Annotated in this window: 23 protein-coding genes and 1 tRNA gene; 15 read left to right on the plus strand and 9 right to left on the minus strand. The window is 70.5% G+C overall.

Translation table 11 applies throughout. The features are described from left to right. Positions 1-13: 13 nt before the first annotated feature. Complete coding sequence (mfd, locus tag J8J14_RS03825) at positions 14-3,481, minus strand: transcription-repair coupling factor (protein ID WP_209378136.1); 3,468 nt, start codon at positions 3,479-3,481, stop codon at positions 14-16. Then, on the minus strand, positions 3,482-3,787 hold the full coding sequence (locus J8J14_RS03830; RefSeq protein ID WP_209378137.1) for a succinate dehydrogenase assembly factor 2: 306 nt from the start codon (positions 3,785-3,787) through the stop codon (positions 3,482-3,484). Between the two features lie 58 nt (positions 3,788-3,845). Here J8J14_RS03830 and recG point away from each other — a divergent pair, with 58 nt between their 5' ends. From recG to J8J14_RS03860, 6 genes are all read left to right on the plus strand, one after another. Further along, entirely contained in the window at positions 3,846-5,921 is a 2,076-nt protein-coding gene (gene recG, locus J8J14_RS03835) for an ATP-dependent DNA helicase RecG (protein WP_209378138.1), read from the plus strand. 110 nt (positions 5,922-6,031) lie between these two features. Then, positions 6,032-6,754: an ABC transporter ATP-binding protein gene (locus J8J14_RS03840; protein ID WP_342452380.1), complete on the plus strand. Its 723-nt coding sequence runs from the start codon at positions 6,032-6,034 to the stop codon at positions 6,752-6,754. Further along, complete coding sequence (locus J8J14_RS03845) at positions 6,754-7,485, plus strand: ABC transporter permease (RefSeq protein WP_209378140.1); 732 nt, start codon at positions 6,754-6,756, stop codon at positions 7,483-7,485. Before J8J14_RS03840 ends, J8J14_RS03845 begins: the two co-directional genes overlap by 1 nt. 4 nt (positions 7,486-7,489) lie before the next feature. After that, positions 7,490-9,418: a Gldg family protein gene (locus tag J8J14_RS03850; protein ID WP_342452381.1), complete on the plus strand. Its 1,929-nt coding sequence runs from the start codon at positions 7,490-7,492 to the stop codon at positions 9,416-9,418. A 4-nt stretch (positions 9,419-9,422) separates the two neighbouring features. Then, complete coding sequence (locus J8J14_RS03855; protein ID WP_245215353.1) at positions 9,423-10,427, plus strand: DUF4340 domain-containing protein; 1,005 nt, start codon at positions 9,423-9,425, stop codon at positions 10,425-10,427. Then, on the plus strand, positions 10,424-10,861 hold the full coding sequence (locus J8J14_RS03860; protein WP_342452382.1) for an NUDIX hydrolase: 438 nt from the start codon (positions 10,424-10,426) through the stop codon (positions 10,859-10,861). Before J8J14_RS03855 ends, J8J14_RS03860 begins: the two co-directional genes overlap by 4 nt. A 3-nt stretch (positions 10,862-10,864) precedes the next feature. Here J8J14_RS03860 and msrP read toward each other — a convergent pair whose 3' ends face one another. From msrP to J8J14_RS03880, 4 genes are all read right to left on the minus strand, one after another. Continuing rightward, positions 10,865-11,800: a protein-methionine-sulfoxide reductase catalytic subunit MsrP gene (msrP, locus tag J8J14_RS03865; RefSeq protein WP_209378143.1), complete on the minus strand. Its 936-nt coding sequence runs from the start codon at positions 11,798-11,800 to the stop codon at positions 10,865-10,867. Positions 11,801-11,863: 63 nt separating this feature from the next. Next, the gene (locus J8J14_RS03870) at positions 11,864-12,847 is read right to left on the minus strand and encodes a Bug family tripartite tricarboxylate transporter substrate binding protein (RefSeq protein ID WP_209378144.1); all 984 of its coding nucleotides are present in this window, start codon (positions 12,845-12,847) and stop codon (positions 11,864-11,866) included. A 92-nt stretch (positions 12,848-12,939) separates the two neighbouring features. After that, complete coding sequence (locus J8J14_RS03875) at positions 12,940-14,379, minus strand: glycosyltransferase family 39 protein (RefSeq protein ID WP_209378145.1); 1,440 nt, start codon at positions 14,377-14,379, stop codon at positions 12,940-12,942. Continuing rightward, complete coding sequence (locus J8J14_RS03880) at positions 14,364-15,479, minus strand: glycosyltransferase family 2 protein (protein ID WP_342452383.1); 1,116 nt, start codon at positions 15,477-15,479, stop codon at positions 14,364-14,366. Before J8J14_RS03880 ends, J8J14_RS03875 begins: the two co-directional genes overlap by 16 nt. 124 nt (positions 15,480-15,603) lie before the next feature. On the opposite strand from J8J14_RS03880, the gene J8J14_RS03885 reads away from it, so the two are divergent. Genes J8J14_RS03885 through J8J14_RS03895 form a run of 3 tightly spaced genes read left to right on the plus strand, consistent with a single transcriptional unit; the run spans position 15,604 to position 18,305 of the window. Beyond that, positions 15,604-16,383, plus strand: coding sequence for a TSUP family transporter (locus J8J14_RS03885; RefSeq protein WP_209378146.1), 780 nt, complete (start codon positions 15,604-15,606; stop codon positions 16,381-16,383). 38 nt (positions 16,384-16,421) lie between these two features. Next, positions 16,422-17,138 carry an ABC transporter ATP-binding protein gene (locus tag J8J14_RS03890; protein ID WP_209378147.1) on the plus strand — a complete coding sequence of 239 codons (717 nt, stop codon included), beginning with the start codon at positions 16,422-16,424 and terminating at the stop codon, positions 17,136-17,138. After that, positions 17,139-18,305 carry an ABC transporter permease gene (locus J8J14_RS03895; protein WP_209378148.1) on the plus strand — a complete coding sequence of 389 codons (1,167 nt, stop codon included), beginning with the start codon at positions 17,139-17,141 and terminating at the stop codon, positions 18,303-18,305. A 15-nt stretch (positions 18,306-18,320) separates the two neighbouring features. Here J8J14_RS03895 and J8J14_RS03900 read toward each other — a convergent pair whose 3' ends face one another. Then, positions 18,321-18,551, minus strand: a complete 231-nt coding sequence (locus J8J14_RS03900) for a hypothetical protein (RefSeq protein WP_209378149.1) — start codon at positions 18,549-18,551, stop codon at positions 18,321-18,323. A 207-nt stretch (positions 18,552-18,758) separates the two neighbouring features. Here J8J14_RS03900 and J8J14_RS03905 point away from each other — a divergent pair, with 207 nt between their 5' ends. The 6 genes from J8J14_RS03905 to J8J14_RS03930 all read left to right on the plus strand — a co-directional run bounded on the left by J8J14_RS03905 (position 18,759) and on the right by J8J14_RS03930 (position 26,134). Further along, entirely contained in the window at positions 18,759-20,216 is a 1,458-nt protein-coding gene (locus tag J8J14_RS03905) for a TolC family protein (RefSeq protein ID WP_209378150.1), read from the plus strand. Beyond that, complete coding sequence (locus J8J14_RS03910) at positions 20,216-22,048, plus strand: HlyD family efflux transporter periplasmic adaptor subunit (RefSeq protein ID WP_209378151.1); 1,833 nt, start codon at positions 20,216-20,218, stop codon at positions 22,046-22,048. The genes J8J14_RS03905 and J8J14_RS03910 overlap by 1 nt, the downstream gene beginning before the upstream one ends. Before the next feature lie 16 nt (positions 22,049-22,064). After that, on the plus strand, positions 22,065-23,033 hold the full coding sequence (locus tag J8J14_RS03915) for a LysR substrate-binding domain-containing protein (protein ID WP_209378152.1): 969 nt from the start codon (positions 22,065-22,067) through the stop codon (positions 23,031-23,033). A 172-nt stretch (positions 23,034-23,205) separates the two neighbouring features. Beyond that, positions 23,206-23,616, plus strand: a complete 411-nt coding sequence (locus J8J14_RS03920) for a hypothetical protein (protein WP_209378153.1) — start codon at positions 23,206-23,208, stop codon at positions 23,614-23,616. A gap of 110 nt (positions 23,617-23,726) precedes the next feature. Then, the gene (locus tag J8J14_RS03925) at positions 23,727-25,538 is read left to right on the plus strand and encodes a chloride channel protein (RefSeq protein WP_209378154.1); all 1,812 of its coding nucleotides are present in this window, start codon (positions 23,727-23,729) and stop codon (positions 25,536-25,538) included. 128 nt (positions 25,539-25,666) lie between these two features. Further along, entirely contained in the window at positions 25,667-26,134 is a 468-nt protein-coding gene (locus tag J8J14_RS03930) for a septal ring lytic transglycosylase RlpA family protein (RefSeq protein ID WP_209378155.1), read from the plus strand. A 30-nt stretch (positions 26,135-26,164) separates the two neighbouring features. Here J8J14_RS03930 and J8J14_RS03935 read toward each other — a convergent pair whose 3' ends face one another. Continuing rightward, positions 26,165-26,707 (minus strand): YcbK family protein, encoded by a 543-nt coding sequence (locus J8J14_RS03935; RefSeq protein ID WP_209378156.1) that lies wholly within the window; start codon positions 26,705-26,707, stop codon positions 26,165-26,167. A 33-nt stretch (positions 26,708-26,740) separates the two neighbouring features. After that, positions 26,741-26,816, minus strand: a tRNA-Lys gene (locus J8J14_RS03940). Positions 26,817-26,841 lie beyond the last annotated feature (25 nt).

Here is a 26,841-nt window from a genome sequence, read left to right on the forward strand (position 1 = left end):
CCGCAGGCGGAGGCTAGGCTGCCTTGGCCTGAGCGGCGACGCGCAGCAAGGCCTGCAGGATCTCGCGCGCCACCTTCACGCGCTGCGCCAGCTCCATCTCGCGCACCACGGCCAGCTTGTGGTCCGGCCGCAGCTTCACCGCGCCCTTCTGGGAGACGACCCAGGCGGCCAGCCCGCCGGGATTGGCGAAGTTGTTGCGCCGGAACGCGAGCACGATGCCCTTGGGCCCCGCATCCAGCTTCTCCACCCCGGCCTCCCGGCACATGCGCTTGATGGAGACGACCTGGAGCAGATTCTCGACCTCCGGCGGCAGCGGGCCGAAGCGGTCGGTGAGCTCCGCCGCCATCGCCTCCAGCTCCGCCTCGTTCGCCAGCCCGCCGATGCGGCGATAGAGGCCGAGGCGCACGGGCAGGTCGCGCACATAGTCCTCCGGGATGAGGACGGGCAGGCCGAGATTGATGTTCGGCGTCCAGTCCCGGTCCGGCGCCTCGCCCTTCTGCCCCTTGCCCCGCTGGCGGTTGCGAATGTCCTGCACAGCGTCTTCCAGCATCTGCTGGTAGAGTTCGATGCCGACCTCGCGAACATGGCCGGACTGCTCGTCGCCCAGCAGGTTGCCCGCGCCGCGGATGTCCAGGTCATGCGAAGCAAGGGTGAAGCCGGCGCCCAGGTTGTCGAGCGTCTGCATCACCTCCAGCCGCTTCTGCGCGGCGGCCGAGAGCCGGTGCGTCTGCGGCCAGGTGAGATAGGCATAGCCGCGCTGCTTCCCGCGCCCGACGCGCCCGCGCAGCTGATAGAGCTGCGCCAGGCCGAACATGTCGGCCCGGTGGATCAGCAGCGTGTTCACCGCCGGCATGTCCAGCCCGGACTCGACGATGTTGGTGGAGAGCAGGATGTCGTATTTCTGGTCGCCGAACTCCGTCATCACCCGCTCCAGCTCCGTCGGCGTCAGCCGCCCATGGGCCTGGGCAACTCGGATGTCGGGCACGATCTCGGCCAGCCGCGTCGCGACCTTCGGCAGGTCCTCCAGCCGGGGGACGACGCAGAACACCTGGCCGCCGCGGAAGCGCTCGCGCTGGATGGCCTCCCGGATCACCACGCTGTCCCAGGGCATGATGAAGGTGCGCACGGCCAGCCGGTCCACCGGCGGGGTCGCGATCACGCTCATCTCCCGCACGCCGGACAGCGCCAGCTGCAGGGTGCGCGGGATGGGAGTCGCGGTCAGGGTCAGCACATGCACATCGGCCTTGAGCGACTTCAGCCGCTCCTTGTGCGCCACGCCGAAATGCTGCTCCTCATCGACGATGACGAGGCCGAGATCGGCGAATTCCACGCCCTTCGCGAGCACCGCATGCGTGCCGACGACGATGTTCACGGTGCCGTCCTTCAGCCCCGCCTTCACCGCCGCCTGCTCCTTAGCGGTCGCCATGCGCGAGAGCTGGCCGATCTGGATCGGCAGCCCCTCGAAGCGCTTGGTGAAGGTGCGGTAGTGCTGGCGCGACAGCAGCGTGGTCGGCACGACCACGGCAACCTGCGCGCCGGTCATGGCGACCACGAAGGCGGCGCGGAGCGCCACCTCCGTCTTGCCGAAGCCGACATCGCCGCAGATCAGCCGGTCCATGGGCTTTCCGGCCGCCAGATCCTCCAGAATGTCGGAGATGGCGCGCAGCTGGTCCTCCGTCTCGGCGAAGGGGAATCGTGCGCAGAACTCGTCCCAGGCGCCCTCGGGCGGGGCGGCGAGCACCCCTTCCTTGGTCTGGCGCTCGGCGGCGGTGCGGATCAGCTGCGCCGCCATGTCCTGGATGCGCGACTTCGCCTTCGCCTTGCGGTTCTGCCAGGAGACGCCGCCGAGCTTGTCCAGCGAGACGCCCGCGGCGTCGCTGCCAAAGCGGGTCAGGACCTCGATGTTCTCGACGGGAAGGTAGAGCTTGTCCCCACCATCATAGATCAGACGCAGGCAGTCATGCGGCGCGCCGCCGGCATCCAGCGTCTCCAGCCCGTCATAGCGGCCGATCCCATGATCGGCATGGACGACAAGGTCACCCTCCTCGATCTCGGTCGCGTCCGCGATGAACTGGTCCGCGCGCTTCCGGCGGCGGGGCGGGCGGGCGATGCGGTCGCCCAGCAGGTCCTGCTCGCCCGCGACGGAGATGCCCGGCTCGCCATCGGCACCCGAGGCGCCGATGAAGCCGCGCTCCAGCCCCCAGACGGCCAGGCCCACCACGCCGGGCGGCAGCTTCTGCACGCCGGGCCAGTCCTCCACCTGCTGGGTCGGCACATTGGCCTCACGCAGGAGATTGGCGAGGCGGTCGCGGGAACCCCGGGTCCAGCCGGCCAGCACGGTCCGCCGCCCCTGCCCCGCCATGGCGCGGGCATGTTCGTGGAAGGCCTGGAAGACATTGCCCCCGGCCTGCCGCACCTCGGTGAAAAGCCGTCCCTGCCGGCCGCCAGCCTCGATCCCTTCAGTGCCATCCGGCTTGCCGAAGGGATTGAAGCGAAGCACCGGCCCGCCGGAGAGCATCCGGTCCCAGCCCCGGCGGTCCAGGTAGAGGCGGCGGGGCGGTGCCGGGCGATAGGGCACTTCCCCCTCGCGCGGCGGCATGCGGCGCGCCTCGTAATGGTCCTCGATCATTTCCAGCCGCGCTTCCAGCGCGTCCTCGGCCTGGTGGTCGAGGCTGGTCGAAGCCGGACCGAGATAGTCGAGCAGGGTTTCCATCGACTCGTGGAACAGCCCGGCCCAGTGCTCCATGCCCGGGTGGCGCTGGCCCGCCGAGACGCTGACATAGAGCGGGTCGTCCCCCGCTGCGGGCCCGAACAGGTCCCGGTACTCCGTGCGGAAGCGGGTGATCGAATCGGGGTCCAGGAAGACCTCGCCCATCGGGCGCAGCCAGAGCTCCTGCAGCGCCTCCGCACTGCGCTGGGTGCCCGTGTCAAAACGCCGGAGGCTCTCGATCTCGTCGCCGAACAGGTCCAGCCGCACCGGGTCCGGCTCGCCCGCCGGGTAGAGATCGATGATGCCGCCGCGCACGGCGTATTCGCCCGGCTCCATCACCGTCCCGGCGCGGCCATATCCATTGGCCTCCAGGAAGGCGATGAGCTTGTCCGGATCAGCCCGCCCGCCCTTCGCCAGTCGCAGGGTCGCGCCCGCGAAGACGGCGCGCGGCGGCACCTTCTGCACCAGGGCGTTCACCGTGGTCAGCACGATCCGGGGCCGCGCGGGCGGCTCCATCAGCCGGGTCAGCGTCGCAACCCGCTCCGCGATGATCTCGGGGTTCGGGGAGACCCGGTCATAGGGAAGGCAGTCCCAGGCCGGGAAGGTCAGGACATCCGCCTCTGGCGTCAGGAAGGCCAGGGCGTCCGCCATGCGCTGCATCCGGGCATCATCCCGGCACACATGCAGGACCGCCCCCTGCTCCTCCGCCCGCCGACGGGCGACCAGCAGCCCGTCATACCCCTCGGGGGCGCCGTAGACGTCCAGGGCCATTCAGTTCTTCCGCATCTCTTCGGGGATGCCCGCGCCAGGCAGGGCGCTGGCCTCCATGAGGCGCATCATCATCGGGCTCTGCAGTTCCGCCGGAACCGGGCGGCGGCCTGAAAGCCAGTCCGTAAGGTCCACATCCGGCAGTTCCAGCAGCTCCTCCAGGGCGTCGAGCTCCTCCTCGGAGAAGGACGCGATCCGGTCGGACACGAAGCCCCCGACCAGCAGATCCGTCTCCTTCGTGCCGCGATGGCGTGCCCGGAAGAGCAAACGCCGCCGCCGCGGGGAGAGTTCGTTCGGTTCGTCATCCATCGCGGGTGCCCCGTTCGGCATTCGTTCGTGGCGTGCCATATACGCCCCGCGCCAGATCATGCCAGCCCAGCCAGACCACCTCTCCCCGCTTCTTGCCCCCATTGAGAGCCTGCCCGAGGCCGCGGGGAAGGCGCGCCAGCTCGCGGCTGCCGCCGGGCCCCGCGTGCTGGATCTGCTACTCCACCTGCCCGAACGCTATGTGGACCGGCAGCGCATCACCCGCCTGGCCGATGCGGCGGATGGCGACATCGCGACCGTGCCGCTGCTGGTGGAAGCGGTGAACGCCCCCCGGAACCCCTCCCAGCCCTGGGTTGTCAAATGCCTGAGCGAGCGGGCCATGATCGACCTCGTCTATTTCCTCCGGGCGAAATGGGTTGGGCCCTGGCTGCACCGGGCCTTTCCCGAGGGCGCCGCCCGCACCGTCTCCGGCCGCGTGCGCCGCTACGGCCCGCGCTGGCAGATGGACGCGCCGGATTTCGTCTCCCCACCCGACATCATCCCGCCGATCCAGCCGGTCTGGCCGCTCGTGAAAGGCCTCGGGCCGCGCGATGTGCAGAAGGCGATGCAGGCCGCCCTGGCCCGCCTCCCCGCCCTTCCCGAATGGCAGGACCCCGCCCATCTGCGCCGCCGGCGATGGCCGGGCTTCGCCGAGGCGCTCCGATTCCTCCAGTCCCCGGAGGCGGTGCCGCCACCCGAGGTGACCGACCGCCTGGCCTATGATGAGCTGCTGGCCGGCCAGATCGCGATCGGCCTCGTGCGCCGGGCCGTGCTGGAGCGTCCCGGGCGCTCCCTCCACGGCGATGGCGCCCTGCGCGCCCGCGCGCTGCAGGCCTTCGGGCATGAGCCCACCCCGGCCCAGGCCCAGGCGATCGCGGAGATTGACCGGGACCTCGCGGCCCCGCGCCGGATGCTGCGGCTGCTGCAGGGCGATGTGGGAAGCGGCAAGACCCTGGTTGCCCTCATGGCGATGCTCCGGGCCGTCGAGGCGGGGGCGCAGGCGGCCATCATGGCGCCCACCGAAATGCTCGCGCGCCAGCATCTGCGCACCTTCCAGCGCCTGGCCGGGGCGGCGGGGGTGGAATGCGCCCTGCTGGCCGGCAGCGTGAAGGGAAAGGAGCGCACGCGGGTGCTTCGGCGCTTGGCGGAAGGCTCTCTGCCCCTGGTGGTCGGGACCCATGCCCTGTTCCAGGAGGGCGTGCAGTTCCGGGATCTCGCACTGGTGGTGGTGGATGAGCAGCACCGGTTCGGCGTCGCCCAGCGCCTGATGCTCACCGAGAAGGGCACGGAAACCGATGTCCTGGTGATGACCGCCACGCCCATCCCCCGCACTCTGTTGCTGACCCAGTGGGGGGAGATGGCGGTTTCCCGCCTGGAGGGCCGCCCGGCCGGGCGAAAGCCCATCGTCACCCGGATCGTTTCCCGCGACCGGCGGGCCGAGGTCCTGGCCGCGCTGCGCCGGGCCTTCGCGGCGGGCGACCGCGCCTACTGGGTGGTGCGTGCCATCGAGGAAGGTGAGGCGCATGACAATGCCGCCGCCGAAACCACCTTCGCCCAGCTGCGCGAGGTGTTCGGCGAAACGGTCCGCCTGGCCCATGGCGCACAGAGCCTGGATGTGCGCGAGGCAGCCCTGGGGGACTTCGCGGCCGGCCGCGCCCAGCTTCTCGTCGCGACCACTGTGGTGGAGGTTGGGGTGGACGTGCCGGAAGCCACCATCATGATCATCGAGCAGGCGGAGCGCTTCGGCCTCTCGGCCCTGCACCAGCTGCGCGGGCGGGTCGGGCGCGGCACCGCCCAGTCCTACTGCCTCCTCCTGCCCTCCGCCGAGCTGCTGGAGGGTGAGAAGCGCCGGCTGTCCGTCATCCGCGACACGGAGGACGGCTTCCTGATCGCCGACGCCGATCTCGACCATCGTGGCGGCGGCGACGCGCTGGGCACACGCCAGGCGGGGCAGATCGGCCGCCGCATCGCGGACCCGCAGCGCCATGGGGGTCTGGTGCGCGTGGCGCATCAGGAGGCGGAGCTGCTGCTGCAAAAGGATCCGGGCCTTTCGGCCACGGAGCGGGGCCGGGCCGCGCGGAGCCTGCTTGCCCTCTTCGACCATGATCCCAGCCTGAAGCCCCTGGCGGCAGGGTAGCCACCCGCGCGCGGCGGGGTCTTGCGCCCCTTCCCCGCCCGCCGTAACCCGGCGGCGCGGGGGCTCCGACGTCTTCGGCGAAATGGCCCCCGCCCCAGGGGAAAGTGACCGTGGACGCCGCGCATATCGAGATCGACCGCCTGACCAAGCGCTTCGGCGCCTTCACGGCCGTGGACGACGTCTCCTTCACCGTCCGGGCCGGCGAGGTTCTGGGCTTTCTCGGCCCGAACGGCGCCGGGAAATCCACCACCATGAAGATGCTGGCGGGCTTCGTGACACCCACGGCCGGCACGGCGCGAATCATGGGAGAGGATGTGGTGGACCGCCCCGTGGCGGCGAAGCGCCATCTCGGCTTCCTGCCGGAAGGCGCGCCGACCTATCCGGAGATGACGGTGCAGCGCTTCCTTGCCTTCACCGCCCGCGCCCGCGGTTTCCGCGGCACCGATGCCGCGGACCGGGTGCATGATGCCATGCGCATGACCCAGCTGGAGGAGGTCCGCCTCCAGCCGATCGAAACCCTGTCCAAGGGCTTCAAGCGGCGCGTCGGCCTGGCCCAGGCGCTGCTCCATGATCCGCCCGTGCTGGTGCTGGACGAGCCGACCGACGGGCTGGACCCGAACCAGAAGCACGAGGTCCGCAACCTCATCGCCCGGATGGCGCCCAGCAAGGCCATGATCATCTCGACCCATATCCTTGAGGAGGTCGGCGCGGTCTGCACCCGCGCCATCGTCATCGCGCGCGGCCGCGTGGTGGCGGACGCGACGCCCGCGGAACTCGCGGCGCGGGGCCCGGACCTGGACGCGGTGTTCCGCAGCCTGACGGAGGCCGCGTGATGGGCGGCGCGATGACCGTGGCCCGGCGCGAGCTGGCCTCCTATTTCGCCACCCCGGTGGCCTATGTTTTCATCGTCATCTTCCTCGTCATGTCGGGGGCGCTGACCTTCACCCTGGGCGGCTTCTTTGCCCGCGGCACCGCGGACCTGCAGCCCTTCTTTGCCTTCGTACCCTGGCTGTTCCTGTTTCTCGTCCCGGCCATCACCATGCGGCTCTGGGCGGAGGAACGGCGGCTCGGCACGATCGAGCTGCTGCTGACCCTGCCAATCGCCCAGTGGCAGGCGGTGCTGGGGAAGTTCCTGGCGGCCTGGGCCTTCTGCGCCATCGCGCTCGCGCTCACCTTCCCGCTCGTCATCACCGTCAATATCCTCGGAAATCCGGATAACGGGGTGATCGCCGCGGGCTATCTTGGCTGCCTGATGGTGGCCGGCGCCTTTCTCGCGATCGGCGCAGCCATCTCGGCCCTGACGAAGAACCAGGTGATCGCCTTCGTGCTCGCTGTCGCCGTGTGCTTCCTCTTTGCCGCCGCCGGCTCCCCGGTGGTGATCGAGTTCCTCAGCCGCAACACACCGGTCCTGGCCGAGGTGGCGCGCGGCCTCTCCGTCACGGACCGCCTCGCGGCCTTCTCGCGCGGCGTCGTCGCGCTGCGCGATGTCATCTTCTTCGCCAGCTTCATTGGCACCTGGCTTTTCGCCAATGCCATCGCCGTCGATCTGCGGAAGGCGGACTGATCCCGTGAGCGACACCACCCTTCCCAAGCCGCGCGGGCGCGGCACCTGGCTCTCCGTCGGCGCGCTGCTGGCCGTGCTGGCCCTTGCGGTGGCCGTGAACCTCCTCGCGGACCGGCTCCTCGGCCGCGCGCGGATCGACCTGACGGAACAGCGCCTCTACACTCTATCGGACGGCACGCGGCAGGTCGTCTCCAACCTGCGCGATCCCATCACGCTCAGGCTCTTCTATTCCCGCCGCCTCGGCGCGGCCGTGCCGGTCTTCGGTGCCTATGCGGACCGCGTGCGGGAAATGCTGCGCGAATATGTCGCGCTCTCCGATGGCAGGATCCGGCTGGAAATCCTCGATCCCGAGCCCTTCTCCGAAACGGAGGACCGCGCGCTCGCCTATGGGCTTCAGGCCGTGCCGCTCGATAATGCGGGGGAGCAGGTCTATTTCGGGCTCGCCGGCACCAACCTGCTGGATGACGAGCGCACCGTTCCGTTCTTCCAGCCGGACCGCGAGCGTTTCCTCGAATACGACCTGACGCGGCTGGTGCATGAGCTGTCGAACCCGACGCGGCCCGTGCTCGGCGTGCTCTCCTCCCTGCCGCTGAATGGCGATCCGCGCGCACTGATGATGCGCGTGCCCGGCGCAGGGCAGCCCTTCCAGGTCATGACGCAGCTGCGCCAGTTCTTCACGGTGAGGGAGGTGGCGGCGGACGCCCAGCTCATCCCGGCCGATGTGCAGGTGCTGATGGTGGCGCATGCCCAGGACCTGCCCGAGCCGACCCTCTACGCCATCGACCAGTTCGTGATGCGCGGGGGCAAGCTGTTCGCGCTGACCGATCCGCATAGCGAGAGCCAGGCCGCGCGCCCGGACCCGACGGGGCGTCCGCCGGCCTCCACCGCCTCCAACCTGGACCGGCTGTTCAATCCCTGGGGCATAGAGGCCCCCTCGGACAGGGTGGTGGTGGACCAGCGCGGCGCCTGGCGCGTCCGCGCCGGCCCGAATGACCGGGTGCAGGGCGTGGACTACCTCGCCTGGTTCAGCGCCCAGGGCGACAGCCTGAACCGCACCGACGTGGCCAGCGCAGAACTCTCGCAGGTCACTTTTGCCAGCGCCGGCGCGGTGCGGAAGCGCGAGGGAGCCGATCTGGAGGTCACGCCGCTCGTCACCTCCTCGGCGCAGTCCGCGCTGATCGAGGCGGAGCGCGTGCGGCAGGCCCCGGATCCCGCGCGCATCCTGGCGGAGTTCAGGCCCAATGACGGGCGCCACGTCCTGCTCGCCCGGGTGCGCGGCGTGCTGAACTCGGCCTTCCCCGATGGCGCGCCCGCCCTGCCGGAAGGCGTGCAGCGCGCCGAAGGGCTTCCTGCCCATCTCCCGCGGACCAGCGGCCCCGCCAACCTCGTGATCGGCAACGACACGGACATACTGGAGGACCGCTTCTGGGTCCGCGTGCAGGACTTCTTCGGCCAGCAGGTCGCCACGCCCACCAGCGACAATGGCGCCCTGGTGGCGAACCTGGCCGACACGCTGGCTGGCGGCGACTCCCTCATCTCGCTCCGCTCCCGCGGGGAAAGCCTGCGGCCCTTCACCCTGGTGGAAGCCATGCGGGCCGAGGCCGAGGCGCGCTACCGGCAGACCGAGCGCGGGCTGACCGAGCGCCTGCAGGCCACGGAGCGCCGCCTGCGAGAGTTGCGCCAGGGGCCGGCCGGCAACAACCAGGCCGTCATCACGCCGGAGCAGCGCGCGGAGATCGAAGCCGCCCGCGCCGAGATCGTGAGCACCCGCCAGCAGCTGCGCGCCGTTCAGCGGGAGCTGCGGCAGGGCATTGAGGGGCTGGAGAGCCGGCTGCGACTGGTAAACATCGCCCTTGTCCCGGTGCTGATCACGCTCTTCGCCATCGGGCTGGCCCTTCTCAGGACCCGGCGCCGCGCGGCGGCCCGGGGGTAACGCCATGCCGCTGAACCGACGCCATCTCTTCACCCTCGGCGGCACGGCGGTGGTCGCGGCCGGCGCCGCCGCGCTTCTCGTGCCGGAGGAGGCGCCCGGCCCCGCGCCTTCCGAGTCCCCGCTCGCCTTCCCCGGCCTGCCCGGGCGCCTCGATGCCGCGCAGCGCATCGAGATCCGGCAGGGACCACAAAGCCTTGTGCTGCAGCGCGGCCCGGATAACGCCTGGCTGCTGCCGGAGAAGGGCGGCTATCCCGCCCGGGGCGAGCGGGTGCGCGAGCTGCTGGTCGGGCTCACCGAGCTGCGCCTCACCGAGCCCCGCACCGCTGATCCCCAGTCCCTGGCGCGGCTCGGGCTGGAGGAACCCGGCCCCACATCCACGGCCGTGCTCCTCCGCGTGCTCGACGGCGCGGGCACGCCGATCGCCGCGCTCGTCATCGGCCGCCGCCGAACCCGCACCCAGGGCGGCGTGCCCGAAAGCGCCTATGTGCGGCGCCCCGGCGAGAATCAGTCCTGGCTCGCCGAAGGACGGATCCCCGTGGATGCGGATGCCCAGCTCTGGATCGACCGCGAGATCGCCAACCTGCCGGAGGAGCGCGTGCGGCGCGTGATCGCGGTGCGCGACGGCCGGACCGTGGAGCTGTTGCGGGAAGAAGGGCCCGATGGGCGGCTACGCATCGTGCTGCCCGGCGATGCCCCGGCCGCCGACGAGGTTTCGCTGGACGAGGTGGGCCGAGCCCTGGAGGGGCTCACGCTTCTCGATGTCCGCCCCGAGGCGCAGATCCCCGGCCAGCCCGCCGGTGAGGGTCGCTTCATCCTGACCGACAATCTCACCATCACGGCCAGGCTGCGGCAGGATGGCGGGAATGTCTGGATGACCATCGCCGCGACCGGTGACGAGGAAGCCGCGCGGCTCAACGCCCGCTGGCGCGGCTGGGCCTATCAGGTCGGCACATGGAAGCTCCCGGCTTTCGCGCCGAGCATCGAGACGCTGCGGAAGCGCGAGGGGTGAGCGGGCGGGAATATCCGGACCGGCCCTGGGTCGGCATCGGCTGCCTCGCCTTCCGCGGCGAGGACGTGCTGCTGGTTCGACGCACCCGCCCGCCGCGCATGGGCGAGTGGACGGTGCCCGGTGGCGCGCAAAGCCTGGGCGAAACCGCCGAGGATTGCGCCCGGCGCGAACTGCGCGAGGAAACCGGGGTCGAAGTGGGCCCCCTCACCCTCGCTGCCTGCGTGGACATCGTCATTCCCGGTGACTCGGGCGGCATCCGCTTCCACTACACCATCGTGGACTTCGCCGGCCGCTGGGTATCCGGCGAGCCCGTGGCGGGAGATGACGCGAGCGAGGCCCGCTTCTTCTCTCCCAGCGAACTCGGCGCGCTGAGCCTGTGGGACGAGACGATCCGGGTGATCGCCGAGGCGAGGCGGCGCCTCGCCCCGGAATAGGTATCAGGCGTAAAGCCGCTCGTTCTGCAGGTTCTTGTAGATATCGGCGACGAACTCGCCATAGCCGTTGAAGATCCGCGTCGGCACCCGCTCGTTCGAGCCGAGCAGGCGCTCGCTCGCCTGGCTCCAGCGGGGATGCGCCACTTCCGGGTTCACATTGGCCCAGAAGCCGTATTCGCTGGCCTGCAGCTTTTCCCAGTATCCCACCGGGCGCGCGGCCTGGAAGGTGACGCGCACGACGGATTTCGGCGCCTTGAACCCGTATTTCCAGGGCATGATGGCCCGGATCGGGGCCCCGTTCTGTGGCGGCAAGGCCTTGCCGTACATCCCCGTTGCAATGAAGGCGAGCTCGTTCCGCGCCTCCTCGATGGTGAAGCCATCGGTATAGGGCCAGGGATACCAGGACTGCCGCAGCCCGGGCATGGTGTCGCGCTGGGTCGCCGTCTCGAACACGACGTATTTGGCTTCGGGCCTGGGGGCCGCCAGCCGCACCAGCTCCGCCATCGGGAAGCCGGTCCAGGGGACGGTCATGGCCCAGGCCTCCACGCAGCGGAAGCGATATACCCGCTCCTCCAGGCTTACCTGCTTCAGCAGGTCCTCCAGCCCGATCTCGCGCGGGTTCTCCACCAACCCATCGATGCGGATGGACCAGGGGCTGACCTTCAGGCGCTGTGCCGCGGAGGCGATGCTCTTGGAGGTGCCGAACTCATAGTAGTTGTTGTAGCTCGCCACGTCCTTTTCGGGCGTCGGCTCGCGCCCGGGCTGGTAGCGCGTGTTGCGCATGGCCTGCGCGGCCGGCTGGGCCCATGCGGGTGGGGCCAGCGCCGCGCCCGCCAGCAGCGCCCCGGCTCCCAGGGCCGCGCGCCGTCCCATCACCACCGCCTCGGGCGTCGCGGCGCTTTCGGGCAGTTCCCACCCGCGGCGGATGCGGATCAGCATAGTGGCCTCCGAAAAGGGGTCCCCCTGAACTCGGTGGCCCGGCGCAGGGTTCAAGGGCCGCCCTTAGCGACCCAGTCGTAATTCCGCACGCTGGACGATCCCGCGGAACTTCGCCAGTTCCGCCGCCAGGAAGGTACGGGTTTCCTCCGGGGTGGTGGCGGGGGCGGGATCCACCCCGGCGGAGGCCAGCCGCTCACGCACGCTGGCATCGCCGAGGCTCGCTATCATCGCGGCGTTGATCGTGTTCAGCACGGGCTGGGGCATGCCCTTGGGCCCCAGCAGGACGTTCCAGGTGGTCACGTCAAAGCCCGGCGCCACCGTCTCGGCCACGGTCGGGATGTCCGGGAACAGCGGATGCCGTGCGCTGGAGGTGACCGCCAGCCCGCGCGAAAGGCCGTCCCGCAGATGAGGAGCTGCGGAGGCCAGCACCTCGAAGGAATAGGCAACCTCTCCCTTTGCCAGCGCTTCCATCACGGCCGAGCCGCCGCGATAGGGCACATGCTCGGCTTCCATCCGGCCCACCGAGATCTTCAGATACTCCCCGGTGAGATGCCCGACGCCCCCGACGCCGGATGTGGCCCAGGAGAGCGCGCCGGGCCGCATGCGGACCTCCGCGACCAGCTCGGCGAGGCTGCGGTGAGGCGAGGACGCGGGAACCACCACCACCAGCGGCCCGCCGCCGAGCACCGCCACCGGCGAGAAATCCGCCACGGGATCATAGGGCGTCTGGGAGGGAAGCGCGGCCGGGTTGGTCGCATGGGACGAGGCGGTACCGACCAGAAGCGTATAGCCGTCGGCGGGCCGCTGGCGCACCCACTCGCTGCCCACGGCGCCACCCGCCCCGGCGCGGTTTTCCACGATCACCCGCCCGCCGGGCCCGAGGCGCGGCCCCATGCGCTCGGCCAGCACGCGGGCCGCGATATCCGTGGACCCGCCGGCCAGGAAGGGCACCACCAGCGTGATCGGCCGATCCGGAGCCCATCCCTGCGCGCGGGCGGCCAGGGCCGGGGTGGACAGGGCGGCGGCAAGCAGGGCGCGGCGGCGCATCGGCGTCTCTCTCCATCGCAGCCCTCCTGCCCGCAGGCGTGGGCCTTCCCCGCTACATTGTCAGCACCTGGGCCGGTTTGGAACCGGGCCGCCTAGCGCGGTCGGGGCAGCAGCGCCATCGGCTGCTCGCCCGCAGGCGTTTCAACCCGCAGCAGCCGGTAGCACTCCGCCTCCACCCCTGAGCGGGAGCGGATGATCTCTCCGATCGGCGCCGCGCCCGGCCAGAGGGAAGGTCCCTCGCCGCGCCGGAGGCTGCGCAGCATCACCCCGCCCTGCCCGTCGGGCGGCGCGGGAAGGTTGAACAGGTCCCAGCGATCTCCGATGGCCACCACTGGCACGCCCGGGGGCAAGTGCAGGGCCAGCTCGGCCGCCAGCCCATACTCCTCGGCCGCGATGAAGCTTGCGCCTGCCTGCAGCCGCGCCTCATTGACCTGCCGGGCCAGATCGGGCCAGCCACCGAGCCGCGCGAGCGTCGGGTCGGCCGATCGTGGCAGGGCCAGCGGCGCGAGGCCGGCCTGGAGGAGGACGACCGCGCTCAGTGCACCGCCCAGCCATGCCCCGATGCGCTGCCAGCGAAGCGCGGTGAAGGCGGCCGCCGCCAGGGATGCGCCGGGGTAGAGGATGGCGGGCCAGTTCCCCTGAACCCGGCTTCCGAGTGCCTGCCAGAGGAACAGCAGCGCCGCGGGGAAGACCAGCGTCGCGATCAAGCCCGCCCCGGCGTCGCGCCGCCGCACCCAGGCCATGGCCGCCGCCCAGCTTCCCACGGCGCAGAGGATGAGAAGGATCGGAGAGGCGAGGCCGAGCTGGCCGGCAAGCAGTTCCCCCAGATAGCGGAAGCCGAAATCCGCGCCCGCCCCGGCCCTCCCGCCCTGCTTGGCGAAGGAGGCCCAGCCATGCGCCGCGTTCCAGACAAGCACGGGCGAGAAGACCAGCACGGCGAGGAGCCCGCCCGCATAGAGCCGCCAGTCCCGCCACCAGCGTCGGGCAGAAGGTTCCGCCAGCAGCCAGAGCACCAGCCCCGCGCCGAGCAGCACCGCCGTATATTTGGAGAGCAGCGCGCAGCCGGCGAACAGCCCAACCGTGAACCACCAGTTCCCGCGACCTGAGGCATGCAGCCGCGCGACGGCCCAGATCGTGCAGCACCAGAAGACGAAAAGCGGGGTATCCGGCGTCATCAGCACGGCGCCCGCATTGGTCACGGGCATGGCGTTCAGCAGCAGCGCTGCCCAGCGGCCCGGGCGATGCTCCGGCATCAGCCGGTCGCCCGCATCCGCCAGGGCCAGGGATGCGGCCGCCAGCCCGAGCGGGCCGAGCAAGCGTATCCCGGCCGGCCCATCCCCTCCGATGAAGGTTCCGGCCGCGATCCAGAGCGCGACCATGGGCGGATGGTCGAGATAGCCGGGCTGCAGGGTCCGGCCCCAGACCCAGTAATAGGCCTCGTCCGGGGAAAGCGGCAGGAGCACCGTCGCGCCGAGGCGCAGCAGCGTCAGCGCCAGCAATCCGGCCAGCCAGGGGTTCACCGGCTGCGCCATACGAGGGTGGACGAGATGGCGTAGTTCCAGACCACCGTCAGCAGTGCCCCGGCCGCCCCGGCCAGCCCCCATCCCGCCAACTCTTCCCGCAGCAGCATCCCCGCCACGCCCACATTGGCGGCCGCGCCGATGCCACAGCCCAGGTAGAAGATGACGAGGCCACGGACCAGCCCTGCCCCGCGCAGCCGCATGTCGCGGTAGGTGATCCGGTTGTTCAGCAGGAAGTTCACCGTCATCGCCACGAAGGTCGCGATCCACTGCGCGGTCTCGAACCGGATCCCCGGAACCTGCACCGCCAGGAACAGCGCGGCCATGTGCACCACCACGCCCACCGCCCCAACGGCGGCAAAGGAAACGAAGCGCCAGGGAAGCCACCCGCCCAGCGCCTTGTCCATCAGCAGCCCGAGGAATTCGAGCAGCACGGTGGCATCGAGCTTCGACTCGCCCGCCAGCCGCGGGCGGAACTGGTAGGGGATTTCGGCAACCCGCAATGGGCGCCCGGCGGAGAGCAACAGGTCCAGCAGGATCTTGAACCCGCGCCCCGAGAGCTTCGGTGCCAGTGCCTCGAACAGGGCGCGCGGCATCAGGAAGAAGCCGCTCATCGGGTCCCCGACCGGGGTGGGCAGCAGCAGCGCGGCCAGCCGCGTGCCCGCATCGCTCACCTTCGCCCGTGCGGCCGAGAAGCCGCCCTCGGCCTCGCCACCTTCCACATGGCGGCTTCCGATCGCCACCTCCGCTCCCTCGCGCACGGCGGCCAGCATCGCGGGCAGCGCCGTCTCGTCATGCTGAAGGTCGCCGTCGATCACGGCCACGTAGCGGGCGGATGAGGAGAGCACGCCCTCCGTCACCGCAGAGGCAAGGCCGCGCCGCCCGATGCGCCGCAGCCCGCGAACGCGCGGGTCCCGTGCCGCCAACTCGCGGACCTCTGCCGTGGTGCCGTCCGGGCTGTCGTCATCGACGAAGACCACCTCCCAGGCGATCCCGCCCAGGGCCGCGTCCAGCCGCGCCACCATCGGAGCGACATTCGCCGCTTCCTTGTAGCAGGGTACTACCACGGTGAGTTCCGCGGGCAGATCGGCAATGTGGGTCTCGGCCGGCACGGCGGCGGCTTAGCCCGCGCCGCCCGGCGCAGGAAGGGGTTGGCGGCGGGGGCAGCCTCGCATAGCCGGACCTTCCGGCCCGGCGGCGATGGCGGTAGCGGGGCGCAACCAGCCGGAGTGCCGCATGCCCGACCTTTCCTTCCTGCCGGCAGGCATGCCGTCCATCGGCGCCATGGGCCCGGCGATCGCCATCATCGGCCTCTCCGCCGTCTTTCGAGGGTTCACCGGCTTCGGCTTCGCGATCATTGCCGTCCCGCTGCTCAGCCTGGCGCTTCCGCCGCTCCTGGCGGTGGCCCTGGCAGCCGGGCTGCAACTTCTGGGCGGGCTGATGGACCTGCCCCAGGCCTCGCGCAGCTGCCACTGGCCCTCGGTGCGCTGGCTCCTGGCGGGGGCGCTGCTTGCCTCCCCACTCGGCACTCTCCTCCTGGCCTGGCTTCCCGCCGACTGGGCGCGGCTTGCCCTGGCTGCCGCCTGCGGCGCGGCCGTACTCGCCCTCGCCTCGGGCTTCGGCTTCCGCCACATCCCGGGCCGGGCGGCCACGGCCGGTGCCGGGGTCCTTTCGGGCCTGTTCAACGGGCTGGCCGCCATGCCCGGCCCACCCGCCCTCGCCTATTACCTCGCCCTACCTCTCGCCCCAGCGCAGGTCCGCGCCTCGCTGATCGCGTTCTTTGCCTTCTCCGCCATGGCCTCCACCGCAAGCCTGACCGTGATCGGGGCCATCGGCTGGCGCGAGCTGCTGCTCGTCCTGGCCGGTCTCCCGCTGATGATCGGCGGGTCCCGGCTGGGTGCGGCCCTGTTCCGCCGCGCGGGCGGGGCCCATCGGGGCATTTCCCTGGCGACCCTCGCCCTCGTCGCGCTCCTCACTGCCGCAAGGGGGCTTTCCGGCCTGATCGGCGGCCCCTGAGGGATCGGCCTGTGCACGAAAGCGTGTAGGCTGGGTCCATGCTCGAACTCACGGATGTCACCCGGTCCTTCAAGGTCGGTCCCGGCCAGATGCCCATCCTGCGCGGCATCTCGCTCCGGGTGGAGAAGGGGGAGCTGGCCTCGATCATGGGCGGCTCGGGGTCGGGCAAGACCACGCTGATGAACATCATCGGCCTTCTGGACAAGCCGAGTAGCGGATCTTACGCGGTGGGCGGCCAGGATGTTCTGCGCGCAGAGGCGAATGAGCTCTCGCGCCTGCGGAACCGCCTTATCGGCTTCGTCTTTCAGTCCTTCTTCCTGCTGCCCCGGATGAATGCCTGGCGCAACGTGGCCCTGCCGCTGATGTACCGTGGCGTGCCGGAGGCGGAGGCACGCCGCCGCGCCCTCGCCATGCTGGAGCGGGTCGGGCTGGCGGAACGCACTGACCACATGCCGGCCCAGCTTTCCGGTGGGCAGCGGCAGCGCGTCGCCATTGCCCGCGCGCTGGTGGGCGAGCCCGCGGTGGTCCTGGCCGACGAGCCGACCGGCGCGCTGGATCCGAAGGTCTCGCAGGAGATCATGGAACTCTTCCTCGAGATGAACCGGGAATTGGGCGTGCTGATCATCATCATCACCCATGACCCCGGCGTGGCCGCTCAGTGCCCGCGGCGCATCCATCTGGATGCCGGCCGCATCGCCTCGGACACGGGGCCGGGAAGCGGGCTCGGCGGCATGCCCATCCGGCGCGTGGCATAGATGTTCGGCCGCGTGATCCGGGAGGCCCTGGCCGGCCTTCTCGCCGCCCGCCAGCGCGCCGTCCTCGCGCTGCTCGGCATCGTGGTCGGCGCCGGCGCCGTGATCGCCATGCTGAATGTCGGCGCCATCGCGCGGAATGAGACCGTGCGGCAGTTCCGGGAAATGGGCACGGATATCCTCATGCTCCGCACTGGAGGCTTCAGCGGCGCCTTCAACCCGGCCGACCTGGAGGCGCTGCCCGCCCTGGTACCGGCCATCGAGGATGTGGCGCCCTTTGCCATCGGTGGCGGCGTGGTAGGCCATGAGGGCATGACGCAGACCGTGTCCACCCTGGGCACGACAGGCAGCTTCGCCCGCGCGGCACGGCTGCCGCTGGCGCAGGGCCGCTTCCTCACGGAGCATGACCGCTACGAGCTGTTCGCGGTGCTCGGCGCGCGGTTGGCGGCCGATCTTTCCTCCCCCTTCGCACCGGTGCGCATCGGCAGCCAGCTCCGGATGGGCCGCTATGTCTTCACCGTGGTTGGCATCCTCGCCCCGGTCCTGCCCAGCCCGATGATGCCGGTGGATGTGGACGGCACCCTCTTCGTCTCCATCCCCAATGCGCGGCGCGTCATGCCGGATTCGGGAATCAGCACGGTGATGGTGCGGCTCCGCCCCGATGCGGACCCGGAGGCGGCCACGATCCCCATCCGGCGGCATCTCGAGCCAAGGTTGCGCGATGGCGGGCTGAACGTGCAGAGCGCGCGGCAGCTGATCGCGGGCATGGCGGGCCAGATGCGCCTCTTCACCGTGCTGCTCGGCGCCATCGGGGCCATCGCGCTCCTGCTCGGCGGAGTCGGGGTGATGAACATTATGATCATCTCCATCGCCGAGCGTAGGCGGGAGATCGGGATACGCTTGGCGATCGGAGCGCGCCGGGCGGAGATCCGCAGCCTTTTCCTCGCCGAAGCCGTGATCCTCGCCCTTGCCGGCGGGCTGCTCGGCATCGCCGTCGGGATTGCCGGCGCCTATGGCTTCGCGCGGGTTTCAGGGTGGGAATTCATCCTCTCTCCGGCCGCGGCGCCCCTCGGGGCCGGAGTCTCGGCGGCAGTGGGGATCTTCTTCGGCTTCTACCCCGCCGTGATGGCCTCCCGCCTGGATCCGATCGAGGCGCTGCGCTCGGAATAGGCGAGCCAGGGCAGCCTACGGCACAAGCTCCGGCATCGAGCCGCCATGCGGCGCGCGGTTTGGCCGGTTCGGCAGGGAGATGGGCGGCGCGCCGGTCGGCTCTGCGAGCCGAAGCACGGGCACGGCGCCGCCAGCGACAGGGGCCGCCATCTCCGGCCGGGCCACGGGCTGGCTGAGCACCGCCGGCGGGGCGCATCCGCCCAGGAGCAGCAATGCCGCCAGAAACACCTTGGGGCTTGCCCGCATCACGCCTCCTGTGACCGCCGCGCCATCCCATTCCGGAATCGCACGGGCTCCGCCGCCCCGCCCAATCCACCGGCCGTGGCGGCCTTGCCGGCCCGGGAGACAGGGTGAGATAAACCTTTCATGAGCCCTCCGGAACAGACGAAGGGGCCTGCCCGCGCGGAACCGCTCGGCGGAGGGCCGGCGGCATGGCGCCATCTTGCCGCACCCATGCTGGCATTCGCGCTGCTCGCCCTCCCCGCCGCCGGGCCGGCTTCAGCGCAGTCCCACGGGCGCGCTCCGGCCCAGCTGCCCGGCCAGGAGGCACCGGCCGGCGCCGCCGCCCTCAGCCTTCCGGAAGCCGTGTATCTGGGGTTGCGGAACAACCGGGTGATCCGTTCCGAATATCTCCAGCGCGTGGCGGACCGCTTTGCTCTGCGCGTAGAGGAGAGCCGCTTCACGCCGCGCCTCGACATCGCCGCGACCACGAACCGGTCCCGCTCCGCCGGGGTGAACACGACCGCAGCCAGGCTCGGCCCCGTGCTGAGCTGGGACGCACCCACAGGGGCTCGCCTCAACTTCGGCTGGCAGGCGGCGCAGACGAATATCCGCGGCCAGCCCGGCAACGGCGCGGGCAACCTCTCCTTCGAGTTGGTCCAGCCACTGCTTGCAGGCGCAGGGATCGACTACGCCACGGCTCCGCTCCGCATTGCCCGCATCAGCGAGCAGAATGCGCGGCTGCGCGTGAAGCAGACCGTCTCCGAGCAGGTCACCTCCATCGTCCTGGCCTATCGCACGCTGCTGCAAAGCCAGGAGCAGCTGCGCATCGCGGAGGACGGGCTGCGGCGCGCACGCGAACTCGTGGAGGTGAACCGCCTGCTGATCGCCGCGGGCCGCCTCGCCCAGGTCGAGATTGTTCAGTCCGAGGCGAGCGTCGCCCAGCAGGAACTGGCACTTCTCGCCGCGCAGAACGCGAATGAGGAGGCCAGGCTGGCGCTCCTGGTCCTCATCGCCGCCGACCCGGCTTCCCGTATCTGGGCCGCGGACCGTCCCTCCGCACCGTCGGTGCGCGTGGACCTCCAGCGGGCGCTTGCCACGGCCTATGCCAACCAGCCCGCCTATCTCGGCCAGCTCTTCAACATCGAGATCAACCGCATCAACCTCGATGCGGCGCGAAACCAGCGGCTCTGGGAACTGAACATCGTCGCCGGGGCGGGGCAGCAGGCCACGCGGCGGAACGTGCTGGATACGGTGGACGCGCTGCGGCAGGTGCGGTCGGACTTCAACATCGGCCTGCAGCTGAACATCCCCATCGGCTATCTCGCGCGCGAGCAGCTGGAGGTGAACGCGACCACCGCGCTGCGCCAGTCCGAGCTTGCGGCCGAGCAGGCGCGCGACGCGCTGCGTAAGAGCGTGGAGGACGGCGTACGGAACGTGGAAACCCAGCGCCGCCAGGCCGAGTTGGCGCGGCGCGCACGGGAACTCGCCCGGCAGCAGCTGGAGGTCGAGCTTGCCCGGCTGCAGGCCGGCCGCTCCAGTAATTTCCAGGTGGTCTCCTTCCAATCAGCGCTCCAGCAGGCCGAAAGCGCGGAACTGGGCGCGGTGATTGCGTATCTGAACGCCCTGAACCAGCTGGACCTCGTTCTCGGCACCGTGCTCGAAACCTGGCAGATCACGCTGAACGAGTGATGTTCCCCACCCTCCCCGCCACTGCGCAGCCGCCCGAGGGAGCATCGGAGCCGCATGGGGCCGATGCCGCGCTCGATCGCCTGGCGCAGGACTACCGCAGCGCGCTCGACAGCATGGCGGATGGCGTGCTCACCGTCGGGCCAGATGGCCGCATCTCCACCCTGAACCGCGCGGGCGCCGACATCCTGGCCTGCGATCCGGAGACGGCGATTGGCGGCACGCTGCAATCCCTCCTTCCCGAGGATGGCAGTGCGGATGCGTTCTTCGACGCGGTGCTGGAGCCTGTCGGGCAGGAAGGCGCGGTCGCTCGGCACCGGGTCGAAGCCCGTCTCGGTGACCGGGACCGCCATCTTGAGGTCACCAGCCGGGCCTACCGCATCCGTATCGGTCCGCAAGCTGGCCGCCTCGCTCTCACCGCCGTCTTTTCGGACGTCACCGAGCTCGCGCGGCTCTCGGAGGCCGAGGCCGCGCTGAACCGTGAGCTGCGCGAGCAGCACGCGAAGCTCCAGGCGGCCTATCTGCAGCTGGAGCAGTCGGCCGAGCGGCTCCGCACCACGGGCCGTCGCCTGGCCGCGATCCGCTGGGCGGCAACGATCGGCGTCTTCGCCCTTTTCGTCGGCGCCGGGCTCTATGCCTGGGAGCCCGGACCCGGCTTCGGCAGGGCAGTTACCGCAGAGGCGCTGCCCTCTTTCGGCACGCTGCCGGTCACCACCCAGCCGGTCTCGCTCCGGATCGCTGTGGTGGGGGTGCTGGATGCGGGCTCCCTCGTCTCGGTGGTGGCGCCCTTCGACGGTCTCGTCCGGGAGCGGAACTTTCGCTACGGCAACCAGGTGGAGCGCGGTACCTCCCTGATCCGGCTCGACGTCAACGACGTCGAGGTTCGCCTGCGGGAGGCCCGCTCGGCACTCATCCGTGCGCGGCAGAAGGTTGAGGAGCTGCGCGGATGGACCACGGGGCAGGAGGTGTCCCGCGCCCGCCGCCAGCTCTCCGCCGCCGAGATGGAGGCGAACGACATCCGCGCGCGCCTTGCCCAGACGAAAATCCTGCTGGACCGCGGCATCGTGCCCGCCGAGGAATACCGCACCCTCCAGCAGCAGCAGCGAAACCAGCAACTGCAGCTGCAGGCCGCCCGGGCCGATCTGGAAGCCACCCTGGCCCGCGGGGACTCGGAGCATCTCCGCATCGCGGAGTTCGAGATGGCGAATGCGGAGGTGAAGGTGCGCGAGCTGGAATCCGATCTCGGCAGCGCCGTTGTCTCCGCTCCCGTGACCGGCGTGGTGCTGATGCCGCCCGATCCGGGCGGCGGCCGCCGTGCCGAGACGATGGAGCCGGGCAGCCGCGTCACGCGTGGCCAGGCCATGTTCACCATCGGCGATCTCGAAAGCTTCCAGGTGCGCGCTTCGGTGGATGAGATCGACGTGGGCAAGGTCCGCGTCGGCCAGCCCGTCTCCGTAACCGGCGACGCCTTCCCGGGCATCGAGCTTACGGGCCGCGTCACCAGCGTCGCGGCGCAGGCGAGCGGCGAGACCTCCGCACGGACAGGCATGCCTGTCTTCGGGGTCACGGTCGCGATCGAGAACATCCCGCCGGAGGAGCGGCGCCGCCTTTCGGTCGGCATGTCGGCGAACCTCTCCATCATCGCCTATGACAATCCTGAAGCGATCGTCCTGCCCCCGGACGCCATCCGCACCGAGGGCGAGCAACGAGTGGTCCAGCTGCGGGATGCGCTCGGCGCGGTGCGACGCGTGCCGGTGAGGCTGGGCATCAGCACGCCGGGGGGCATCGAGATCCGGGAAGGCTTGTCGCCCGGCGACACGGTGGTGCTGTGGTGAGCGGAAAAACGGTGCAATGAACCTGGCTGGGCTGAGCTTCCGCGACCTCGAATACCTCGTCGCGGTCGCGGACCACCTGCATTTCGGCAAGGCCGCCACGGCCTGCGCGGTCAGTCAGCCGACTCTGTCCGCGCAGATCCGCAAGCTGGAGGACTATCTCGGCGTCCAGGCGTTCGAGCGCGCGAGTCGCAGCGTGATGGTGACGGAACGCGGCGCGGAGATCGTGGCGCAATGCCGCACCATCCTGGCCGAGGGCCGGCGCCTGCTGGAGATGGCGCAGTCCCGCGGCGAGCCGCTGGGCGGGCAGTTCCGGCTCGGAGTCATTTCCACCCTGGCGCCCTATCTCGCCCCGATCATCCTGAACCCGCTGCGCAGCCGCTTCCCCAACCTACGCCTCCACCTCGTGGAAGGGCTCACGCATGGCCTCGTCCGCACGCTAGAGGCCGGCGAGATCGATGCGCTGCTCGCCTCGTCACCCATCCGCGACATCGAGCTTTCCGAGCTGCCGATCTTCCATGAGAGCTTCGTCCTCGCGGTTCCGCGGGACCACAGGCTCGCGGTGATCGACCGCGTGACAATGGAGGATGTGCCCGCGGCGGAGCTGATCCTGCTAAGCGAGGGCCATTGCCTGCGTGACCAGACACTCGCCCTCTTCCCCGCCTGCCAGCGAGCCGCGCAGAGCGGCACGGGGGTGCAGGCCACCAGCCTGGAAACACTGCGCCAGATGATCGGTGCCGGGATGGGCTGCTCCCTCCTGCCCCAGCTTGCGGTGCAGGTCGGCACGCTCCTGGACGACATGGTGGCCTACCGCCTCGTTCGGGCGACCCCCCTGCCCGGCCGCGACATCTCCCTGTTCCATCGGCCGAGCTTCGGGCGAATCCGGGAGGTGCGCCTGCTTCGCGACGTGGTGCGGGACGCGATCGCGGGGCTGGGCACGGTGAAGGTGCATGGCAGGCCGGAAACCCGCGCTCTCGTGGCTGCCTGAGACGACCCCTTGTTCTGCACGGCTGTGCTGGAAGCGGGGGCGGCCGTCTCAGAAGGCTCGCATCTATCGGAATCATAGACGCCCTCTCCTGGCAACGGGACACGATCCGGCGCATCGTTCCGCTACCGGATCCCAACACGGGATCGCGAGAACGAGACACGGAACGCCGCATATGAGCCGCTTTACGAAGCCCCTGGCCGCCTTCGCGACCGCAGGTGCCATCCTGGCCCTTGCCGCCCCGGCCAGCGCGCAGCAATCCCGCTACTGCGACGGCAACCTGACCGCCAACTCCTTCTACTCCAACGTCCTGTCCGATGGCACGACGGCGCGTGTGGAGTATCACGGACAGTTCCAGAACGTGGACCGGCAGCGCCGCGTCATCACCGCCACGATGATCCAGCTGCGTCAGGTCGGCCAGTTCACGGTGATCTCGCAGATCCAGCGCTTCGAACTGAAGCCCTTTGAGCAGAAGGACATCACCCTGCTCTCCGTGCGGACCAACAACCCCGGCGGCTCTGGTGCTCCCAGCCCGTCCCAGGTGGGCCAGCAGATCCGCTTCACCTGCGCATACCGCGCGCAGTAGCCGGACGGGCCCGCTGCCCTCGCGGCGGCGGGCCGCCCCATGTGGCGGGGCCGGGCGCAACCCTTCGCACCGCCCAAGCGATGGAAGCCGGAACTCCGTGATCCGAGCCGATGCGGTCCAACCTCACCCAGCGTCCAGACGCCGGCCATGTCCGGGACGCCCCCGTAGCGGAGGGCAAGGCGCGCTTCCGGGCACTCGCGCAGCGGCTCGGCCGCTTTCGCGACTGGATCCGCGCGACGGAGCCCGGCCTTGTCGTCCTCGCGATCCTGATCGGGGTGGCGAGCGGACTCGTCGCCTCGGCTATGAGCGGCATCGCACATGCCATGCAGGCCCTCCTCTTCGACACCGATCATGGGCTCAGCGCCTCCGGGCTGGACGAGCCCTGGCGCCTTCTTTTTCCCGCCTTAGGGGGAGCCCTCCTCGGGCTTCTCAACCTGGCGTTCGCACGCTGGCAGCTCCGCCAGCCGATCGATCCGATCGAGGCCAATGCTCTTCATGGCGGCCGGATGGCCATGCGCGATGGCGCGGTGGTCGCCAGCCAGAACCTGATCTCCAACGGCTTCGGCGCCTCGGTCGGGCTGGAGGCAGGCTATACCCAGGTGGCGGGCGGCCTCGCCTCGCGCTTCGGCAGCCTGGCCGGGCTCAGGCGGGGTGACCTGCGCGTGCTGGTCGGGTGCGGCGCGGCCGGCGCCATCGCCGCCGCCTTCGATGCTCCGCTCACCGGCGCCTTCTATGCGTTCGAACTGGTGATCGGCACCTATGCCATCGCCAGTCTCGCTCCGGTGGTGGCAAGCGCGGTCGCGGCCACCCTCGTTGCACGAGCGCTGCATGGTCAGACCTATCTGGTGCAGCCGGGCGGGGTTGCCTCCCCGGGATGGGACGGCCATGCCCTGGCCATCCTGCTCGGCATCGTCTGCGCCCTGGCTGCCATCCTGCTCATGCGGAGCGTGGGCTGGATCGAAACACTGATGAAGCGTGGCATCCCCTGGTCCGGGCTGCGCCCGGCCCTGGGCGGGCTCGTGGTGGGTGGGCTCGCCATGCTCACCCCGGCGGTTCTCTCATCCGGCCATGGGGCGCTGCATCTTGCCTTCAGCACGGAAGGCCCGGTCCAGGCGGCGCTGACTCTCCTGCTGCTGAAAGCGCTCGCCTCGGCCGTCTCGCTCGGTGCCGGCTTTCGCGGTGGGTTGTTCTTCGCATCCCTGCTGCTCGGGGCCTTGCTGGGAAAGGTGGCGGCGCTCGGCATGATGCTGGCGGGGCTGCCGCTGGTGGACCCTCTCTTCCTGGCGGTGGTGGGCATGAGTGCCTTCGGTACGGCCGTGATCGGCGCCCCTCTCGCCATGACCTTCCTCGCCCTGGAGACGACCGGGAATTTCCAGGTGGCCGGAGCTGTGCTGGCGGCGGTTGCCGTTTCGGGGATCGTGGTGCGGCGTCTCTTCGGCTACTCCTTCGCCACCTGGCGTTTCCACCTGCGGGGGGAAGCGATCCGCTCGGCCCATGATATCGGCTGGCTGCGGGAGCTGACGGCGGGGCGCATGATGCGCCGGGATGTCCGGACCGTCCGCGCCGACACGCGCATTTCCGCCTTCCGGCGCGACTTCCCCCTCGGCTCGACGGAGCGCGTGGTCGCCCTCGACGATTCCGGCCTCTACGCAGGGGTCGTCATGGTGGCCGAGGCTCATTCGGCCCCGCCGGAGGTGGAAACCCTGGCCCCCCTGCTCCGGCACCGGGACCGGGCCCTTCTTCCGGCCATGAATGCGAAGGAGGCGATGGCCGCCTTCGACGCCACCGAGGCGGAGGCGCTGCCGGTGATCGACAGCAAGGAGGGGCGCCGGGTCATCGGCCTGCTGACCGCAAGCCATGTGCTGCGCCGCTATGGGGAGGAGGTGGACAAGCGGCGACAGGAGGAGGTCGGGCTCACCTGAGGCCCCGCGCCGGCCGCACGCGCCTCACAATCCTGCCAGCCCATGCCGGCTGTCGATGCGGGCGGGCCCCCGCCTTCCCAGATGGCGGGCATGGACTGGAAGGGAAATGCGGCTTGAGGCTTTGGGGGATGCTGGTTCTGAGTGCCACACTGGTGGCCGGCTGCATGGGCGTAGCGCCCGCACTGGCAAAGGCGGCTTCTACGACACGGGGTAAGGCGGAGCATGCAAGGCCCCATCCGGCGGCCCAGCACGGCCATGCCTCGATCTATGCGAGGAGCCTCGCCGGGCGCCGCATGGCCGACGGTACCCGCTTCGACCCCCGCGCCGCCACGGTGGCCAGCCGGACCCTGCCGCTGGGCAGCCGGGCACGGGTAACGAATCTGCGGAACGGGCGGAGCGTCACGGTGAAGGTCACCGACCGCGGGCCGCATATCCGCCAACGTATCCTGGATGTGAGCCCGGCCGTCGCGAGCAGCCTTGGGATGGGTGGATCCGGCACGGCGCTGGTTTCCGTGATCCCGGTCAGCATGATCGCAGTGACCGGCCGCGCCGAGGCAGCCGCCCCACCGGCGCGCCGGGGTCGTTCCAGGCGCTGACCCGGCTGCCCCCGCGACCCGGAGGCTGAATTATCTGCCCCAGCCGCGCCCGATCCGCGTCCAGCGCCGGCTGGGCCCGACATCCAGGTGCACGAAGCGCGGGTAGACGCCGATCCCCATGAAGCCGAGGCGCTCCGAGAGGGAAAGCGCAACCAGGGCGAGGTCCGGGTGGTCGATCCCGGGCATTGAGACATCCGCGGCAAGCCCGCGCAAGTGCAGGCTCGCCGGCGCGGCCCCTTCGGACATGGCATTCGTGCGGGGCGTGCGGAATCCGGAATTCAGCAGAAGCGGCAGGGCGTAGCCCCAGGCCTCCTGCAGCACCGAGAGCATGTCCACCAGCATCTCCGGCAGGGGACCCTGGGTTCCTTCGTGCAGGTCCCGGAACAGGTGCCGCAGTCGTTGCAGGACCGCTGCGTCATAGGTTTCGCCGTGACGATAGGCGGCGCGGACTTCCTCGCCCGCACGATTCTGCATCCAGATCTGCCGTGATGCGCCCGTGGCCGCGCGGGCCGGAACATCTGCCAGGGCAAGCAGCATGGCGGAGCGGGCAAGGAGCCCGCGCCGCGAAAGCACGAACCCGCCTGTCGAAGAAGCAGGAAAGAAAGGTGGTGCGCCCGCTGGGGCTCGAACCCAGGACCCCAAGATTAAAAGTCTCGTGCTCTACCGACTGAGCTACAGGCGCCGAAGCGGGGCCGACCTTTGGAAGG

Source organism: Pararoseomonas baculiformis, from assembly GCF_017813395.1.
Taxonomy (GTDB): Bacteria; Pseudomonadota; Alphaproteobacteria; order Acetobacterales; family Acetobacteraceae; genus Roseomonas; species Roseomonas baculiformis.